Origin of the sequence: Bacillus cereus group sp. N31, from assembly GCF_016483245.1 — a bacterium.
GTDB lineage: Bacteria > Bacillota > Bacilli > Bacillales > Bacillaceae_G > Bacillus_A > Bacillus_A toyonensis.
In genome coordinates, this window is record NZ_JAEHCH010000007.1 from 40909 (window position 1) to 60190 (window position 19282).

The window sequence follows — 19282 nt, forward strand, 5'->3', positions numbered from 1 at the left end:
CTCTTCTTAAGCATACTCTTCAGTTACTGCTAATGGTGCAAACGTTTGAAGACTTTTAGAACGTAAACGATAGGCAACAACTTTCTTCTTATATTGCCTTATTACATCAATATGTTCTTCATAACTATATATCGATAACGTAATTACTCTTTTTCCTTTTTTCGTTTCAATGATTATCGGCGTGCCTTCACCTTGTGGCGGAAAATAATGTTTATCTAAAAATAAAGCCTCGTTAAAATCATTTATAACTTGCAGTTTCACTTCGCCCTCTATATTCTTTCCATCTAGCGATACAGTCGTATGTTCTTCATCAAGTTTTTGATGTAATTCAAATCTACTAATAATGGATTCTACAACAGAAGTTGGCATACTAGAAACTAGAACTTTAATGGCACCAAAAATAAATAATGTAACTATAAACCATGTTGTCACTTTTATCATCTCCATACATTTTAAAATAAGTAGCATTATACTTCTTATTACAACTTTTAAAATATAAATTTCGTTCCATAAGGTATTAATATACTAATGAGTATTCCTGTTACAATCATCGTTACTGAACCGATAGTCGCTTCTTTCTCGCCTTCCTTCACGAGTCGACTCACACCGATAATATGTGATGCGCAGCCCATCCCCACTCCTTTTCCAATCGTACTTGTTATCCGGAAAAACTTAAGTACTGTCGGTCCGATAATAGCACCTGTTATTCCTGCAACAACTACAAAACTAGAAGTCATAGTTGGAATACCACCAATTTGATCCGCTAATGAAATGGCAATTGGCATTGTCGCTAATTGCGGAAGAGTTGTTAGTATAAATTCCTTATCTATATTCAAAATCCCACCAATCACTACATTCATACTCGTTAAAGCCACTATACCTATCAATACGCCAATAAGTATCGATAAAAAGTTTTTCATAAGTATCCTTCGTTCTTTAAATAGAGGTATGGCTAACGCTACAATTGCAGGACTCAAAAAGCCTGAAAGAACGTCCCCACCATTTTCCTTATACTCATGATGAGAAATGCCAAACATCAGAAATAAGCAAATCATAATTGCTGTAACTGTTAATACTGGTAACATAAATGGAAACGTATATTTTTTATACAGCTTTGTCGCAAATAAATATATGACTACAGTAATAAGTATTAAGACCATTTGAATCGTGCACCTTGTCGATTTTATTTTTTGAATGTTACTAATAATTGACTTACATACCCTGAAACAATCAATGTTACTACCGTACTTGCAACAACTAAAAGGAATATAATACTTCCTTTACTTAAAAGAAAAGATCCATATTCCATTAATCCTGTTGTCGAAGGAATTAAAAATAACGGTAAAAATACGATTAACTTTTCTGCCCCTAACTCAAACCACTTTAATGGCAAAATACGAGTAGAAAGGAGTAGAAACAGCATTAACATTCCTATTAAACTTCCTGGCATCGATAGATGGAATATTCCCTGAATCCACGTACCAGCTAAGCTAAACACATATAGCACGCCTACTTGAAGTAAAAGCGTCACATACTTCATTTCTTCCCCTCATTCCAATATTATGCATCACTATTATGAAATTTCGTTTAGCGTTTCCGCAAACCTCGTAATTCCAAGTTGGATTTGTTCTACATTTACTCTCCCAAAAGTAAAACGAATATATTCACTTTTAGAACCTAAAACACTTCCAGGGACAAATGCTACACCATTCCGTATAGATTCACCTAATAAATGATATTCATCAAACGTTCCTTGTACTTTGCACCATACATGTATTCCACCCTCTGGAACAAAAAATTCAACGCGGTCCCCTAATATTTCTTCAAGCTTTCTAATTAACTCATCTCTTCTTTGTTTCAATTGTCCACGAAGCATTGTAATATGCGTATGAAAATCTTCTGATTCTAAAAATTGATTTGCTACCCACTGTGTAAATACACTATGACCAAAATCAACTTGTTGCTTCGCATCTGCTAAACGTTCTATTACGCGCGTAGGACCAATTACCCAGCCAATACGTAATCCTGACGCAACAATTTTTGATAATGAACTTATATAAAGAACATTCCCATTCTGATCCATTGATTTTAATGTTGGATTCACTTCTCCATTAAAAGAAGTTAAACTATATGGATCATCCTCTACAATCGGTATACCGAATTCAGAAGACAGTTCTAAAATCTTTTTACGCCTCGCTAACGAAAGCACAGTGCCCGTCGGATTTTGATAATCCGGATTCAAAAACACCATACGAATACGATGCTTTTTGTGCAAATCGATTAAGTCATCTGGATTCATTCCATGCTCATCCACAGGTAAATGGAATATATTTAAACCGGCCGATTTAAACATGGGAAGCGAGAAACAATACGAAGGATCTTCAATTGCAATGGCATCGCCCGGTTTTAATAAGCATTGAACGATAAGATTAAGTGCCTGTTGTGCTCCAGATGTAATCAGAATCGAGCTTGATTCTGATTCAATTTGTTTGTATTGCTGAACATGTACTGCAATTGTTTTTCTCAACATCTCATTTCCAAGTGGATGGTCATAACCGAGGTTTTCCATAAATGTTTTCTCCGACAAAATCGTTCGAAATCTATCGCTCGGAATTAATTCTGGTGACAATTCTCCACTCGCTAAATTAATTAAGTCATCTTTTTGTGTTTCCGTTCGAATTTGTTGAACAAGTGGTACGTTAGGTAAGAACGATCCATCCTCAACGTACCTCCCCCAGTTCGGTATTCGTTTATGTGACACACCCCATATGTCTGTATTCACCCGAGTTCCGCTTCCTTTTTGCCGTTCTACTACTCCAAGTGATTTTAACTCTTCATATGCAGCTACTATTGTGCTCCGGTTCACTTGTAATTCCTTTGCTAGCATACGCTCAGAAGGTAACTTGCTATCAGAAGGAAATTCACCTGAAGAAATACCCCTTTCAATATAATCAGCAATTTGTTTATATACGGGTGTCTTATCTGCACGATTTGGTTTCCATTCCATCTAGTTCCCTCCTCTCAAAACGAACTATCCCTTACTCATTAATAACAGTATTTACTGTAACAATCGTATTAATTAAGCGCATGATTTAAAAATGTTTCTACCGTCATATTAAAGCTAGTTGGCTGCTCTAAATAAGGTAAATGTCCACTATTTTCAAACTCAATGAAAGTCGTATTTTTTAAATGTATTTCAAACTCTCTTACATATTTCTCAGGGACAAAATCATCATTTCCCCCTCTTATTATTAAAACAGGACATGAAATATTTGCAAGAAACGGTCTCTGATCATAATCAACTAATTCAGCAAATAATCTTTGAATATGCAATGGGTTAATAGACTGTAAAGATTGATAAAATCCCCGGACAATCCCTTCATTATCTGCTACTCCCATCGCCTTCAATAATGTATCCGCCCATGTTTTTCCGTTATCCTGTAAGCTAAGTAAATCATATACTTCAAGTCGCTCTTTACGATCCTTTAGTTCCAAATAAGGAAATGCATTTACAACAATTAAGCTAGAAACAAAGCTTGGATATTGTATAGCAAAATCAATTCCTACTCTAGCCCCTTTTGAAAGACCACAAATGACTACTTTTTGTAGTTTTAAATAATCGCATAACTCATACAAAACATTTGCGTATTCTTTAAAGCAAATTTCTAGTCCTTCAGATTTCCCATGCCCAGGTAGATCTATTGAAATCACTGTCCAATTCCCCTTGAAATATCGCCTTTGATATAACCAATTATTTGCGTTTCCTCCAAGACCGTGTAAAAATAATATGACGGGACCCGATCCTTCTATATTATAAAAAACCTTTCGATTCTTATATTCAAAATACATATTCATCACCTTCAGCTATAGCATCACTTATTTTTATCTTTGAATGGGTATATCCAAAACGGTTCTCTCTCTAACCACTCGACTGTTTCCGGAACACCATCTTCATACTTTCTTTTCAGTTCTGTTACCTTAGTCGCAAATTGTGATGCATGTGCTTGCAATGCGTCCAACTTTTTTGGAACATATTCTTTTACTTCATTTTTAAAACTTGGTGGCCCTATTTCTGCTTCATGATTATTTGAAAAAGCTACAGCATAAAATGTTGGCCTCTTATTTTCCGGAATATTAGCTAACGCCCTGGCTACTGCTTCTCCTGTTGCATTATGATCTGGATGCACTGCATATCCCGGATAAAAAGAAATGACTAACGAAGGATTCAATTCTTCCACACAATTTTGTATTACACTTCTTAATTCTCCCGGAGTTTCAAATTCAAGCGTTTTATCACGATATCCCATCATACGTAAATCTTTAATCCCTAAAATATTAGTTGCGCTCTTTAGTTCTTTCTCTCTTATAGCATATAATGATTCACGTGTTGCAAAAGGAGGGTTTCCCATCGCTCTCCCCATTTCGCCAAGCGTTAAACAAACATAAGTAAGAGGAACATTCTGCTGAGCATAAGCTAAAATTGTACCAGCCACGCAATATGATTCATCATCTGGATGCGGAAAAACAATTAAAACGTGGCGCTCATTTTTTATCAAAGTGCTACTCCTCCATCATACACAATATGAATGTGCTCCTTTAAAAAGTTATTAAATCACTACCGCATACCACGTTACCCCAACAAGTAGAACGAAAAGAAGGATAATATAGATAGTCGATAAGTTTTTCACATTTCTCTTTGTAGACTTGCCGTAATTCTCCTCCACATTTCGTGCAACTAGTACGGTCCCAAACAGCGATACAATTACAATAATAACTACTAGTGAAATTGCAAAACTCATTGTATTTTCACCTCTCTAAGGCCAGTCTATTTTAATTAAGAACTTCAATAAAAAACTTCCTCTTTAAAGCATCAAAAAAATACTACCTTTCTTCTCTTATCATAATGGATGTTTGTAAAAAACGGACCAACCACTTTTATGTTTTTTTGCTCATCCACTTCAAAATAAAAAACAACCAATCACTTAGATCAGTTGCTTTTTCAAAAGGTTATTTGTATTCATTTTTCACTTGAAATGAATTCGATTTAAAAGTTTCGTCTTTTCATAATGAAACATTGATTGCGATAGCTCGAAAATTGTTCCATTTACAAGAAAAACTGTATTTTCAATAAGAAGCGACGTATTTCACCGCTTCTTACTATGACCATATTTACTATTTTACAAGTGACTTATTCGCTCTTATAACTTCTTGATAAAGTAATGGTGACCATTTTTCATTTATATAATCTTGTATTACCCAGCCCACTCTCGTAGGATTTTTTTGCTTCATATAATTTGCAATTTCAGGATTTATGTAGGACGCATAATAATATGGACTATTCCATGCTGTACCACCAGAAGACAAGCTTGTAAAATTAATATATAGATGATTAACATCTTCACTATTGTTAATCGTTTCATTTAATGTATCTTTAATAGCGTTTACTTTCTCATCATAACTCACTTTATATTTATCTTGTACTGTTACATTTACATTTTGATTTATAGTTGAGGTAAACGTCTCATTGTCTGGCCAATAGAAATTATTATATCCCCCAGATTCATTACTACCACTATATCGTTTTAGTAATACAATTTTCCCACGAGCATCTCCAAGCTTTATATTCCCTTCTGTTTTTAAAAAGATTGGATCACGAAAATAATTTTTCTCAAACGTACTACTAAATGAGCTTTCCGCCCCTTTCATATCCTCATACTCTTTTTTTAAAGACATAATAATCGTTTCACTTGGATTATCTTTTAAAAATTGTTTCGCTTCGTTTATAAATTCGTGCAGTGTTACATAAAGATATAATGGCCCATGATGAAGAACTATCGTATTATCATCTGTTAAACGCCCTCTTATATCAAAAATTCTAGCTCCATGATCCATTTGATAACGAAAATCATATTCTTGTGTCATTCCCCACACTTGCTTTATCGGATTTTGCAACTTGAACGTTCCACTATCATGTGTTCCTGGAATTGAAATTCGTGCTAACGGTATGTCATCATTTATAGGTTTCATCCATCTAGACCAATTTTCAAGCTCATTAATAGAGCTAGCTGCAACGGTTTTCTTATCATTGAAAGCAAATACAAAGGCGCTAAGTACCATACTACATATGAATAACTTCAAAATAAACTTCTTATTGTTCATTATTATTCCTCCCTTTTCTGTTTTACATCAAACTTATTGAATATAATATAATCTGGTGAGTAAAAAATAAATGACATTTCATAAATATGAAATATTGCATAGAAGTAACGTTTAACTAATCGGACGAATACGAGGTGGAATTCTTACTGCCGACAAATTGCGAGATAAAGTAAAAAAACATTCACGTATCCTGAATTAAAATAATCGAAAGGAACTTCATCTGAAGTTCCTTTCGATTATTTTATATTTAATACATATGAACCATCTTTATTCTCATACTTATAGACATATAAATAATATTTACCTGGCTTTGCATTATAGGTTCCTTTAACTACATTTCCTTCATTTTCACCATATGCTACATAGTTATTTACATCCGATTCATGATGAAGTACCCATGTCATTCCAATATTTTTTTCATTTAGTAGAGAGATATTAATAGTTTCTGGCGAGTCAATTTGGAAAGTAAATACATCTACGTTATCACGATTATGTAGTGTCCCTTTCATTGGTGTATGAAAGTTAATTTTATTTGCCTGTTTAGGTTCATTATTTGGTTCATTTTCTGTTACTTGTAACTCATTCCCACCGTTTAGTTCTCTTCGTTCATACCCTAAATTTACTAGGATAGACTTCAAATCCGGTAAAACACCAATTTTATCTGAATATGGATCTTTAGACTTCGTTCCAGTGTTATGGTTACTTAATATCGTTCTCAATTCACTTGGTCTATATGGTTGTCCTACATTTTCTTTAGCAATACTTTGTACTAAAGTCGCTGCTCCAGCAATAATAGGCGAAGCACTAGACGTGCCACTAAAGCTGGATGTATAAAGATTTACAGCACTTCTACTTTGCTCAGCTGTAGTTGTATCTACGTTTTCTCCCCAGCCATACACATCAATACGGCTTCCATAATTCGAAAACCACATACGTTCATGAGGGAAAGATGAAGAACCCGCTCCTACCATAATTGCACCCGAATCTTTAAAATCTTTACTATTACGATTTAAAACTTGTTTACCATTTCTATCTTTAAATTGATCTAAATCATTCCAACCATTTGCTCCAGCCTCTATAATTACAACACCCTTATCTGTACCCGCACGAATTGCATCAAAGATATCTGGTTGTACTTCAACAGGTAAATATTTATCACCATATCCATCAAAAGAAGCTTGTGCCTCTAATAATAAAGCATCCCAGCTTCTAAATGATTTACAGCACTTAATATTGCATCAGCTGTATTATACTGTCCGTTATCTCTTATTTGAGAAATCACTTTTGCTTTCGCTTTTGGTGCAATCCCAATATTCCCTACTTCATTATCTTCAGATGATACAATTCCTAGTACAGACGTCCCATGACCGACATGTTGATCTATATTTCTTCCAGACATCAATTCAATATTTCGATGTACTAAATCCTCATGATTTAATAACCAACCATATTCCATATCAACAAAGGTTACATCATTTCCATTACCGCCTTGAACGCCCCAGGCGAAGGGTGCATTAATACCGTATGGTGCTGCTTCAAGATAACCTTGTTTATTAAATCTAGGATTATTATTAGGAGTAAGAGATACACTTAATTGTTTCACTTCAGGCGGTATTATTTTTTCTTGTTTCTTCATATACACATCTTCTATTAAAGAAGATGCTTTTAACTTATCTACTAGTGTTTCTTCACGCCCATCATTTTTGGTTTGAAGAATATAGTAGTTTAATAGGCTTGTAGATACATTATTAGGTGCTTTCACTTCAAGATTTTGTATTTCTTCCGGACTTACAGATGTGAATAGACGAGTAAATGTTACATCTGGATATTCTGCCAAAAAATCTTCTAATACTTTATCGTTCGTTTCAGATTGTATCTGTTTTTCAATACCATCTTCATATGGTAATTTCAAATCTGCACTGAATTTTACAATGATTTGTTTATCTGTTTCTTGTTCTATCCCTAATTTACTCTGCTGTTCTATAGAATCAGCAGTTACAATATTAACACTGTCACCTATTCCTAAAAATGTTGAGACGATCACAGCTGAAACACCTACTCTTTGAAACATTTTCATTACATAAATCCTCCTAATTCATAACAAATAATAATCATTATATTAATCTATAATGATTTTATTTCTATAACATATTACCTTTCTACTAAATAGATTATAGTAAGCAGCAATATGAACTTCAATGTATTTTCATATGCAATATTTCATATTTGAATCCTATATGGATGTAAATAAAAAACTTATAATGATTATTTATTTTATATGTGCTAATATACTTACATTAAAATATTTATATTTCCATATTCTGAATTACATTATGCAACAGTTATACCTTACTTTTTTAGGAGGATTTACAATGAAATTATTAAAACTAAAACATATAATTCCTTTATCTGCAGTAGCACTTACATTCGTATGTAATCAAAGTACAGCTGAAGCTTCCACCATTCATACAGTAAAAAAGAATGATACACTTTGGGGCATTAGTAAACAATATGGAGTTTCCATACAAGCCATTAAACAAGCGAATAATAAAGGAAACGATCAAGCTTTTATTGGAGAACAGTTACATATTCCAGGATCTATGAAATCAAATGAGGTTACAGTTCATCAAAACGAAAAAACTACGAACACTTCTGGACAAATTATTTACCAAGTACAACCGGGAGATTCATTAGAAACGATAGCAAAGCGCTACAACGTAACCGTTCAATCTATAAAACAAATTAACAACACAATCGGTAACAAGCTTTATACAGGGCAACATTTAAAAATTTATTCCAGTATTTCCGAAAAAGAAAAAGACTTAATGGCACGCTTAGTTACCGCTGAAGCTGGTGGCGAATCATATAAAGGAAAAGTAGCTGTAGCAAAAGTTATCCTAAATCGAGTAAATGCAAAAGGGTTTCCAAATACAATAACAGGCGTTATTTATGAACCTATTAAATACGGATATGCATTTACTCCTGTTACAGATGGAAGAATTAATCAGCCTGCAAGCGCTGAAGCAAAAATGGCTGTAGAAGAGGCTATCTCCACAAAGGGAATACATTCTGATTGGCTTTATTTCTACAACCCAAAAACATCAACAGACAAATGGATTACGACACGTCAAACAGTAGCAGTAATCGGTAACCATGCCTTCGCTAAATAAAACTATACTTCCCTTCTAATTTATGCACTTAACAACTTTTTCAAATGATGAACAGACCTTTTTACTGAAAAGGTCTGTTCTTTTTATATGTAGACTTTTATGAATCATACGAAAAAGTGATTATTTAAAACGATATCTCCGTTCAAATAAAAACATTTATACTTCATCCACCACTTAGAGAAATTGAAAAAGTATAAAGTTCAAAAACTTTTTCTTTATTCATAAAAGCTATTTCTTAACTTCATAAAAGTGTTATACACTAGGAAAATAGTAAACAAACTATTCGTTAGCAGGTGAAAGAATATGTATGATGTTACAATTATCGGCGCTGGAGTAAGTAGCATTTTTATGGCTTATACATTAGCCAAAAGTAACAAAAACATTTTAATTCTTGATAAAGGTAAACCGCTAGAACATCGAAATTGTCCTTTAGATCAAGGAAAAACGTGTGACTGTAACATATGTGATAAATATTTCGGTTTTGGTGGCTTAGGAAAGTCTGAAGGAAAATTTAATTATACAAATGGATTTGGAGGAGAACTCGAACAAAAAGTAGGTAAAGAAGGTTTTATGCAACTTATGGCTGAAGTAGATGAAATTCTATGTCAGTTTGGTGGAAATTCAGTTTCAAAATATTCTACAGAAAATGTAAATCTCACTAAGAAAGCTGCAACTTGTGGTTTACAAATGTTAACAACAGAAGTAAGGCATCTTGGTACTACAATTTCCAGTACCATTTTTCAGCAACTCTATGAATTTTTACTTACGAAAATAAATATCCAATTTCATATAGATGTAGAGCATATTATGAAACAGAAAGATCATTTTAATATAACTACAAATCAAGGAACAGTTCAATCTAAGCAACTCGTATTTGCAACGGGGCGCTCTGGGGCAGATTGGTTAAAAGAAATGTGCACTTCTCTAAATATTTCTCAGGAACAAACACGTGTAGACTTAGGGATTAGAGTAGAAATGAAAGAACATCAATTACGTTCTATATTAGAAGATACTTTTGAAACGAAACTTTCTTATCAAGGTGAAAATTTCACAGCAACTACTTACTGTATGAATCCAAAAGGACGCATTATTCGAAAGTACGAAGAAGGTTTAGTTATGCCTGACGGTCAAAATTTTCGAGAGCAAGGAACTGGCACTCCTAACTTAAATTTCACTTTGTTTATCCCGCGCTATTTCCCAACTCTTAAAGAAGCCAATATATATGCAAACTCAATTATTAAAGGCATAAACCAAGGACGAGATCGGATTGTTATACAGCGCTTAGAGGACTTATTAAAGAAACAGCCTACAATGGAAAAAGATATGAAACATAATCGTATACAACCTACACTACACGGAGATTATGGAGATTTGTATAAAGAAATTCCTCCATTATATATTGACGGACTCAAAGAATTTTTATTACGCTTAGAACATTTTATCCAAGAACCTATCGATAAAGATACTTTATTATATGGAATAGATGGAAAGTTCTATGCCCCTACGATAAAAATCAATAACCATTTTGAAACAAGTATGAATGGGCTATTTTTAGTTGGAGATTGTTCAGGTGTTACTCATTCATTATCTCAAGCAGCTGCAAGTGGTCTATATGTTGGAAAATATTTATCTGATATGTGAGCTCTTTCATTACACTACTAGTCAAACGTTTTACGTTTCACCACCACTTTACTTAATGAAATGATTATCCTACAAAGAAGCATGATTTTACGGGATATATGAAAAACTACATTCTATGTAGAATGTAGTTTTCTACTCATTCATATAACCGTTTACTTTAAACTCACCTTTTATTCAAATTCCAACTCATTGAATGTCAATAGTTTAAAAAGCGTCTATTCCTTTTCACTTTCATTTGTTCGATATTTTGTAACATCATCATAGTGTTTAATATGTTAGGATGTCTATAAGTCACTTTCACTACAAATATGACTTTTTCTGCTTCGCATCTAAAAAAATTAAATTTATGTTACTTCGCATTTAAATTCCCCATTGTATGTATAGGAACACTGCAAATTATTACCATTAGAAAACATAATTTAAATGGTTCACCCTACTATAATAGTTATAAAAATATAACATATAACCTTAGTTAAATAAATTTTATAAAGAAGGTGTAAAAATGAAGAATAAAATAAATTTACAAATGCAAAATATAAGCTTTGTTATCATAATTGCTTTAGCAGTATGGTTAAAAACATATCTTATTACGCGATTCAGTTTTGATTTAAAAATTGAGTCTTCTACACAAGAGCTTATTTTGTTTATTAGTCCTCTCGCTGCATCGTTAGCATTTGTTGGATTAGCATTATTTGCAACTGGTGAAAAGCGAAATTATATAGCGCTATGTATTAATTTCTTATTAACGATCGTACTTGTCGGAAATGTAATGTTCTATGATTTTTATAGTGATTTCGTTACGTTACCAGTACTTGGACAAACATCAAACTTTGGCCAATTAGGCGGTAGTATTATAGAAATATTGAACTACAAAATTATACTCGCATTCGTAGACATTATTTTCTTCTTTATTTTATTAAAAAAGAAGACATTGGTCTTTAAAACAGAACGTGTAACACATTCTACACGCTTACTATATTTCGCCTTAACAATTGCTGTATTTTCTGCAAATCTGCATCTTGCAGAAAAAGAACGCCCTGAATTATTAACGAGATCCTTCGACCGAGTAATGCTTGTCAAAAATTTAGGACTATACACTCACCAAATATATGATTTAACGCTGCAAGCAAAAGCAGGATCACAAAAGGCACTCGCTGATAGTAGTAAATTACAAGAAACTGAAAACTACGTAAAAGCAACCCAAAGTGAACCAAATCCTAATATGTTTGGCACAGCGAAAGGAAAAAATGTAATTGTCGTTACTCTTGAATCCTTGCAAACCTTTTTAATAGGAGCATCCGTCAATGGTCAAGAAGTTACACCTTTCTTGAATGAATTCATAAATGAAAGCTATTACTTTGATAACTTTTTCCACCAAACTGGACAAGGAAAAACATCCGATTCTGAATTTCTAATAGATACATCGTTGTATCCATTAAACCGTGGAGCTGTATTCTTCACACACGGAAACAATGATTATACTGCAACTCCAGAAATTTTACGTGAACAAGGTTATTTCACTTCTGTATTCCATGCGAATAACGCAACATTTTGGAATCGTAACATTATGTACTCAGCTCTTGGTTATGATCGTTACTATAATGAACTTGATTACAAAATCACGCCCGAAACAAATTTAAATTGGGGATTAAAAGATATAGAATACTTTGATCAATCAGTAGATATGTTAAAAACGATTGATCAACCATTTTACGCTCGTTTCCTTACTTTAACAAACCATTATCCATTTACGTATGATGAAGACACAAAATTCATTGAACCATATAACTCTGGTAATGGCGTATTTGATCGTTACATCGTAACATCACGTTACTTAGACGAATCCATTAAAAACTTTATTGAGCGTTTAAAGGCCGAGGGGCTTTATGATGATTCTATTATTGTATTATACGGTGATCATTATGGCATTTCTGAAAAACATAACCGCGCAATGGCGCAGTTTTTAGAAAAAGATCAAATAACAGAATTTGATACTTTACATTTACAACGTACACCTTTATATATTCATATCCCTGGACAAACAAAAGGTCAAACGATTTCAAAGCCTACGGGACAAATTGATGTGAAACCTACTATTCTAAATTTATTAGGGATTGATACTACGAACGATATCCGTTTTGGTCACGATATGTTTTCAGATGAATATACAGGATTTGTTGTTTTACGTGATGGTAGCTTCGTTACAGACAAATATGCATACAAAAACAACAATTTTTATGACCGCATAACAGGTGAAATTGTAGATTTACCAAAAAAAGAAGCTCAAGCACTCATTAACCGTGCACAAAATGAATTACGTATGTCTGACAAAATTATTGAAGGCGATTTATTACGTTTCTCAGAAAGTAATAAAATTAAAACTGGCGAAGTAAAAACTAAAATTAAAGAAACTGAAAAATAATCTATATATGCGAAGGGAGCAACTCATTACGGTTGCTCCCTTTTTCCCCTCTTATAACAACGGATATAAACAAAAAAACAACTCCAAAATCCACTTTTGGAGTTGTTTTACGTTTATTCTATGCTTGTTTCTAAATTTAAATCTGTATAGGCATTATACTCACCTATATTTAAGATTACTTCACATTGACGTAATCTCAATTCAAAGAGCGTTATAGAATCATGATACACTTCAGGATTTGATTTCATTTTATGTAATATCTCTTGTTTTTCTTGTATTTCTAACTGCGTATTTTCTACAGCTTGTTTCAAGGAGTTAAATGGATTTCTAAAGAACATATTAATATCCCGCTCTTGTGTATTTTCAAACAGCTCAAATTGCAAGAAAAATTTCTTCATAATAGAAGCCGTTACTTCTGTATAATCTTCATTTTCTATATACTGTTTATATTTGTTATATAGCATAGATCTATTCTTTGGAAGAACCCCAAATAATTTACCGGCACTTTTCAGTAAAAATTGCGCTGGCGTAAATCGGCGTAAAATATTTACTTCTTCCATTTGTATTCTAGTCGTCATTCTATCAGTATCTCTGCGCCAGTCATCAAGCACTTTAAAGTCACATTCTAATTGTATTCGATTTTCTCCAAATAAAGAATTAAGTCCTTCACTGAGTTCTTCTAAGTGCGATTGACTTTGAAGTAACTCATTATTAGAAGTTTCAATCCAATTTTGCATAGAACGAGCAAAGTTAGGTAATACAGTTTGTTCTAAATATTTGTGTACTCTTTCGTTCATTGCTGTATTTAGTTCCATTTCAATGTTTCCAAAATCGCTTTCTTCACTGATTAAATCAGAACAACTCTGCAGTAGCTTCGGAATATGTTCAGTAAGATCATTCGTAATTTCTGTTTTCATTGTACGATACGATTGTGTAATGATATGAATTTTTTCCCTCTCAAAAGCAGTAAGGTTATTAATACTACCATTTAATTTAACTAACATATCTTCATTCCAATTCATAGCATCCACTAGATTGTTTTCCTTCTCAACGCGTTTATCTAAAAGGTATGTAATTGTTTTTCGAATGAAAAACAATAGCTTTTCAGTACGATCTGCATCGATATTTTTATAGTTAAAGTTAAAACGAATAAACTCAGTTAAATCATTTAGTTGTTGATTACTTGTATATAACGAAGAGTAAGGGAAAAGTCTCGCTTGCGGGAAATACGCGTTTATTCTCGCTTGCGTATCATGTAAAACTCTTTTTACTTCTGCTTCACTGTAAATGTTATCGATTTTATTTAATAAGAAATGAATTTGTAGATTTGGTGTATGTTCTTGAATACTTAATAGAATGTCACGTTCTTTGTCAGTAAAAGGTGAATCCGCATTCAATACGAACAATAATTCGTCTACAGAATTCAGATATTCAAATATCTCATCTCTAGTATCGTTATTTCTATTAAAGCCAGGTGTAACTACAAATGTAAGTTTATTTTTACTTAAAAATTTGCATGGTAGTTTAAATTCAACACACGCTCTATCTCTATACGTTTGGTGGTGTAAAGACATCATATCATGGTAATCAGAGAAATTCTCAGTTGTTGTAATTGCTGAGTCTGTTATAGCGTTAATTTCTGTATGAGCATCATTTTTTAAAACCACTACATTTGAAATTGAGTTTTCTAATATATTTTCTCCTACTATAGAGTTAATAAATGCAGTTTTTCCATTTCCTGAAGTGCCCGTTACTAAAATACGATTTGTTCTTAAATCTGCAAGTTCGCTAACTAACCATCTAAATCGGTGACCCATTTCTATATCATGCTTTTGTGCCCACTGTGTAATAGATTCAAAAAGATGTAAACTATACTCTAAGCCATCCACATGATTAATAGAATACAACAGTAGGTTTTCTGCATTTTTTATATTTGCTGCATCTATTTTGGAAGGGAAAATCTCATCCCATGCCAATACAGCTGCTGATGGAAATACAGCATAAGAAGAATTGACTACCTTTAACCAATTTGTTAACAGATTTGGAATGATATCATGTAATTGTCTAAGCGTATATTGGCCTTGAATTAATTCAAAATACGTTTCTTCGTAAAGAGAAGAAATTTTGTCCCATATATCGGACGAATGTATTTCGATATGTAAGAAAAACTCATTTATTGTGTTAAGCCATAATAAGTAATTTTGTTCATTTTTATAACTGTTCCAAAGTGATGATACAATTTGTGTAAATTGCACTTGATCTACATGATTTAATGTAACTAATACTTCATGAAAATAGTCTGGTGAAATATTTTTAGTAAATCCTTTATCGATATACCCTTTTAGCACCTCAAACCAAGGATAAGATTCTGTTCGAACCAGCTCATTCACAGCAAGCTCTACTGCACTATCAAAATCTTGCTGTTCTTCATAAAAAGAACGGGCAATTTTGGTGACATTCGGATAATCGGGATTTAAAGAAACCGCCTCTTTAATTACAGTGAAAGCTGATTCAAAATTATTTTGCTCGATGTAAAGAGAAAGTAATTGCAGTCCAATTTCGGTCATCAATATTTTGTTATCAGTAGTAATGGAAGTATAAACCTCTTCAGCAACTGATAGTCGGTTCAGTTCAAAGTAAGCATCCGCAATGTTTTTTTGTGCCCATGGTGCTAGTTCGTTGCCAACTTTCTCCCATTTGAAAATAGCTGCTTCAAAATCTTGATGGTGATAATAAAATTCACCTTGTGCAAAACGAATATAAGACCCATCGGAAATTTCATATTTTTCTTCGTTTACATAAACTTCCCCAAGTACGTCAAGAGGTGGTTTTGTTTCATTTTCCATTAGGAATGTTTCATAATACATCTTTTTTATTAATTGTTTTTCTATTCTCATCTTTTCCCCCACTATATCTTGAAAACACACTTTTAAGATATGTCAATACTTTTTTTATGTATGCTTTTTATCTTAACAAAGAATTTCTTTTGGAAAATTTCATTTTCCTTTCATTTTTCAAGTAAGATTGAATTTTTATGAGAAAAGTTTCAGTTCTTTTTCAATTCGCTTTCAGTTGTGAAACAACATTAAGTGTTCCTAATAACCTAATAACACTATAATATTCCGCATTATATTATCAGGAAAACTATATATATATTACATTATAAAAACAATCTATAACGAATATATATGCATTGTTTGTTTCACCGATAAATAAAAAAACTCGCCACATAATGGTTATTAGATAGACCAATATGCTACGTCCTTTCAGAATTTCAAACACACCACGATAACTTAAACAACAATAATAGTGAACGGCTATCATTACAATACCTCTCTCAAATTGTTTTCCTTTAAAATATTTCAGTAGTTATGTAATTAAATTGTTCTAACCTATATAAATAACTAGTCCAAAAAAACTCTATATGCATATCATGTTATAGTAAAGAATTCAGGAAATCCTAAAAAGGAGGCATTTTCATGTTTGAAGATAAATCTAAAATAAATTACCCATATGAATTTACTGAAACTACAACAGTCCCTCTAAAGAACCCCATTGATAAAAAATTCAAGAACGGCACAGGTACACATAACTTCCCAATTAAAAAGCATTATAAAGAGCAGGTTTTATATACTGAAAAAATTAATAATAATAATAAAAACAAATAATCCTATAGATCCTTATAACAATTAACCAAATAAGAATCAATATTTGGTCATGCATAGTTATGTGTTTAATAATGTAGAAATCTTTATTATACAATTTACGTACCTTTAAAAAGTGCTGATATACGGCGCTTTTTTATACATAGATAAATTAAAGCTTACTTAGTCTAGAAATAAACTGTAAAATCAATCCACCTTATTTTCGTTTAACAATTAACTCTACATATTAAAAGGGAGCAACATTTACTGTTGCTCCCTTTTAATATCTAATTTTAGTATCCCTACATAACCCTCTTAAACATCTTCTCCAACTCATAAGTAGAATGATGTACAAGAATCGGTCTCCCGTGCGGGCATGTGTATGGATTTGTTGTTGTACGAAGTTCCTCAAGTAAAGCAAATATTTGATCGTTCGTTAAATATTGATTTGCTTTAATCGATGCTTTACAGCTCATCATGATGGCTGCTTCTTCACGTAACTTTTTAATATCAACTTTTTTTAGTTTGACAACTTGCTCCATCATCTCATCAATGATTTCTGTTTCTTGTCCTTTCGGGAACCACGTTGGATGCGAGCGAACAATAAAAGATTGATGGCCGAATTGTTCCAAAAATAGGCCGACTTTTTTAAGTTCTTCTAGTTGCTCTTCGACACGTAAAAATTCAGTAAGAGATAGGTCAATACGGTACGGTACAAGTAGTTCTTGTACTTCTTGCGCTACTCGTCCTACTTTATCACGGAAGTACTCATAATTAATACGTTCCTGTGCGGCATGTTGATCAATCATATATAACCCATTATCATTTTGAGCGAAAATATATGTTCCGTGCATTTGTCCAATTGGATAAAGTGGTGGTAAATCGTTACCGTTCATTTCAATCTCTTTTATTTCCCCGATCTCTTCTTCCAATTCCTCTAATTCAAAGTCGTCATCGTTACTGTTCCACGATTTCTCTTCTCGAATCGGTTCTTCGATTATTGGTTTAGAGGATGGCAGCCAACTTTGCTCTTCTCTTACGAGCGACTGTGGTGGTTGCCATTCTCGCTTCGGCGGTTGCCAAAGCTCTGCTGGCTGTTTCACAGTCGTTCGTTCTTCTTGTTTTTCATCCATGCCAGTCGGTAAAACGATGTCCGGCATAGATGGTTCTTTCGGCTTTGTATGCTCAAACTGGAACTGTTCTTGCACACTTTCGTCTTTTTCTTTTTTCTTCGTTGTTACGCCTGCATCTGGAATGAGCTGTATTTTTTTAAATGCAGCTTGCAATGTTTCTTCAATAAGCTTTAGCAATTCTTGTTCTTTACTAAATCGAACTTCTAATTTCGCTGGATGTACGTTAACATCAACAAGCATTGGGTCCATTTCAATCGATAAGAAGCCGATTGGGTATCGTCCAACTGGCAGTAATGTATGGTATCCTTGCTGAACTGCTTTCATTAATACGAAATTTCGCACGTAACGGCCATTTACAATCGTTGACATATAGTTACGAGACGCTCGCGTTACTTCTGGTAATGTTACATACCCTTTAATTGTGAAATCTAAAGATTCAGCTTCAATTGGAATAAGCTTCTTCGCAACTTGAATGCTATAAATTGATGCAAGTACTTGCCTTACATCACCATTTCCGGATGTATGAAGCAATTTCTTTTCATTATGAAACAGTTTTAACGATACTTCTGGATGTGACATTGCAATACGATACACGATATCTGTAATATTCCCAAGCTCTGTATGAATTGTTTTCATATATTTAAGACGCGCTGGTGTATTAAAGAATAAGTTTTGTACTGTAATATCCGTTCCTTTTCGGCTCGCTGTTTTTTCTTGTTTTATAATGTCTCCACCTTTAATGATAAGGTGGGTACCCGGCGCATCACCTGTGCTAGTGATTAATTCCAATTCACTAACTGAGGCAATACTTGGCAATGCCTCACCGCGGAATCCGAGCGTTCTTATACGGAACAGATCGTTTTCATCTTTAATTTTGCTCGTTGCGTGGCGTTCAAATGCAACGATACAATCTTCTTCGGCAATGCCATCTCCATTATCAATGATGCGAATTTTTGATAAACCAGCTTCTTCTAAGTGGATTTCAATAGACGTACTATTCGCATCGATAGAATTTTCCACAAGTTCTTTTACGACTGAGGCAGGGCGCTCTACTACTTCTCCTGCCGCAATTAAGTTAGAGAGTTGATCATCGAGTTTGCGAATTTTCCCCAT

14 protein-coding genes and 3 pseudogenes are annotated in these 19282 nt (G+C 33.3%); 4 read left to right on the top strand and 13 right to left on the bottom strand.

Annotated elements, in window-relative coordinates; all coding sequences use genetic code 11:
• Positions 1-6 precede the first annotated feature (6 nt).
• The 10 genes and pseudogenes from JDS81_RS11670 to JDS81_RS11715 all read right to left on the bottom strand — a co-directional run bounded on the left by JDS81_RS11670 (position 7) and on the right by JDS81_RS11715 (position 8236).
• Positions 7-432: a YfmQ family protein gene (locus tag JDS81_RS11670; protein ID WP_097953963.1), complete on the bottom strand. Its 426-nt coding sequence runs from the start codon at positions 430-432 to the stop codon at positions 7-9.
• Between the two features lie 56 nt (positions 433-488).
• Positions 489-1160 (bottom strand): LrgB family protein, encoded by a 672-nt coding sequence (locus JDS81_RS11675; RefSeq protein ID WP_097953964.1) that lies wholly within the window; start codon positions 1158-1160, stop codon positions 489-491.
• Between the two features lie 23 nt (positions 1161-1183).
• Positions 1184-1540: a CidA/LrgA family holin-like protein gene (locus tag JDS81_RS11680; RefSeq protein WP_000878482.1), complete on the bottom strand. Its 357-nt coding sequence runs from the start codon at positions 1538-1540 to the stop codon at positions 1184-1186.
• 33 nt (positions 1541-1573) lie between these two features.
• On the bottom strand, positions 1574-3007 hold the full coding sequence (gene pdxR / locus JDS81_RS11685) for a MocR-like pyridoxine biosynthesis transcription factor PdxR (RefSeq protein WP_000454969.1): 1434 nt from the start codon (positions 3005-3007) through the stop codon (positions 1574-1576).
• A gap of 68 nt (positions 3008-3075) precedes the next feature.
• A complete protein-coding gene (locus JDS81_RS11690; protein WP_097953965.1) occupies positions 3076-3849 on the bottom strand; it encodes an alpha/beta fold hydrolase in 774 nt (257 codons plus the stop codon).
• 23 nt (positions 3850-3872) lie between these two features.
• Positions 3873-4553, bottom strand: a complete 681-nt coding sequence (gene bshB2 / locus JDS81_RS11695; protein ID WP_097954023.1) for a bacillithiol biosynthesis deacetylase BshB2 — start codon at positions 4551-4553, stop codon at positions 3873-3875.
• A 54-nt stretch (positions 4554-4607) separates the two neighbouring features.
• Positions 4608-4799, bottom strand: a complete 192-nt coding sequence (locus tag JDS81_RS11700) for a hypothetical protein (protein WP_000006467.1) — start codon at positions 4797-4799, stop codon at positions 4608-4610.
• A 225-nt stretch (positions 4800-5024) separates the two neighbouring features.
• Positions 5025-5138, bottom strand: a pseudogene (locus tag JDS81_RS11705) (GntR family transcriptional regulator); the annotation flags it as partial.
• A 34-nt stretch (positions 5139-5172) separates the two neighbouring features.
• Positions 5173-6159, bottom strand: coding sequence for a phosphatidylinositol-specific phospholipase C (locus JDS81_RS11710; protein ID WP_097953966.1), 987 nt, complete (start codon positions 6157-6159; stop codon positions 5173-5175).
• Between the two features lie 236 nt (positions 6160-6395).
• Positions 6396-8236 (bottom strand): annotated as a pseudogene (locus JDS81_RS11715) (S8 family peptidase).
• Positions 8237-8531: 295 nt separating this feature from the next.
• On the opposite strand from JDS81_RS11715, the gene JDS81_RS11720 reads away from it, so the two are divergent.
• The 3 genes from JDS81_RS11720 (at position 8532) to JDS81_RS11730 (ending at position 13392) form a co-directional block, all read left to right on the top strand.
• On the top strand, positions 8532-9329 hold the full coding sequence (locus JDS81_RS11720) for a cell wall hydrolase (RefSeq protein ID WP_097953967.1): 798 nt from the start codon (positions 8532-8534) through the stop codon (positions 9327-9329).
• 303 nt (positions 9330-9632) lie between these two features.
• A complete protein-coding gene (locus JDS81_RS11725; RefSeq protein WP_097953968.1) occupies positions 9633-10970 on the top strand; it encodes an NAD(FAD)-utilizing dehydrogenase in 1338 nt (445 codons plus the stop codon).
• Between the two features lie 502 nt (positions 10971-11472).
• The gene (locus JDS81_RS11730) at positions 11473-13392 is read left to right on the top strand and encodes an LTA synthase family protein (protein WP_097953969.1); all 1920 of its coding nucleotides are present in this window, start codon (positions 11473-11475) and stop codon (positions 13390-13392) included.
• Positions 13393-13505: 113 nt separating this feature from the next.
• Here JDS81_RS11730 and JDS81_RS11735 read toward each other — a convergent pair whose 3' ends face one another.
• Positions 13506-16289 carry a dynamin family protein gene (locus JDS81_RS11735; RefSeq protein ID WP_098054477.1) on the bottom strand — a complete coding sequence of 928 codons (2784 nt, stop codon included), beginning with the start codon at positions 16287-16289 and terminating at the stop codon, positions 13506-13508.
• Positions 16290-16620: 331 nt separating this feature from the next.
• Positions 16621-16758, bottom strand: a pseudogene (locus tag JDS81_RS30365) (IS6 family transposase); the annotation flags it as partial.
• A gap of 113 nt (positions 16759-16871) precedes the next feature.
• Between JDS81_RS30365 and JDS81_RS11740 the strand changes: the two are divergent.
• Positions 16872-17060, top strand: coding sequence for a hypothetical protein (locus JDS81_RS11740; RefSeq protein ID WP_000461139.1), 189 nt, complete (start codon positions 16872-16874; stop codon positions 17058-17060).
• 278 nt (positions 17061-17338) lie between these two features.
• Here JDS81_RS11740 and mutL read toward each other — a convergent pair whose 3' ends face one another.
• Positions 17339-19282, bottom strand: coding sequence for a DNA mismatch repair endonuclease MutL (gene mutL / locus JDS81_RS11745; RefSeq protein ID WP_097953971.1), 1944 nt, complete (start codon positions 19280-19282; stop codon positions 17339-17341).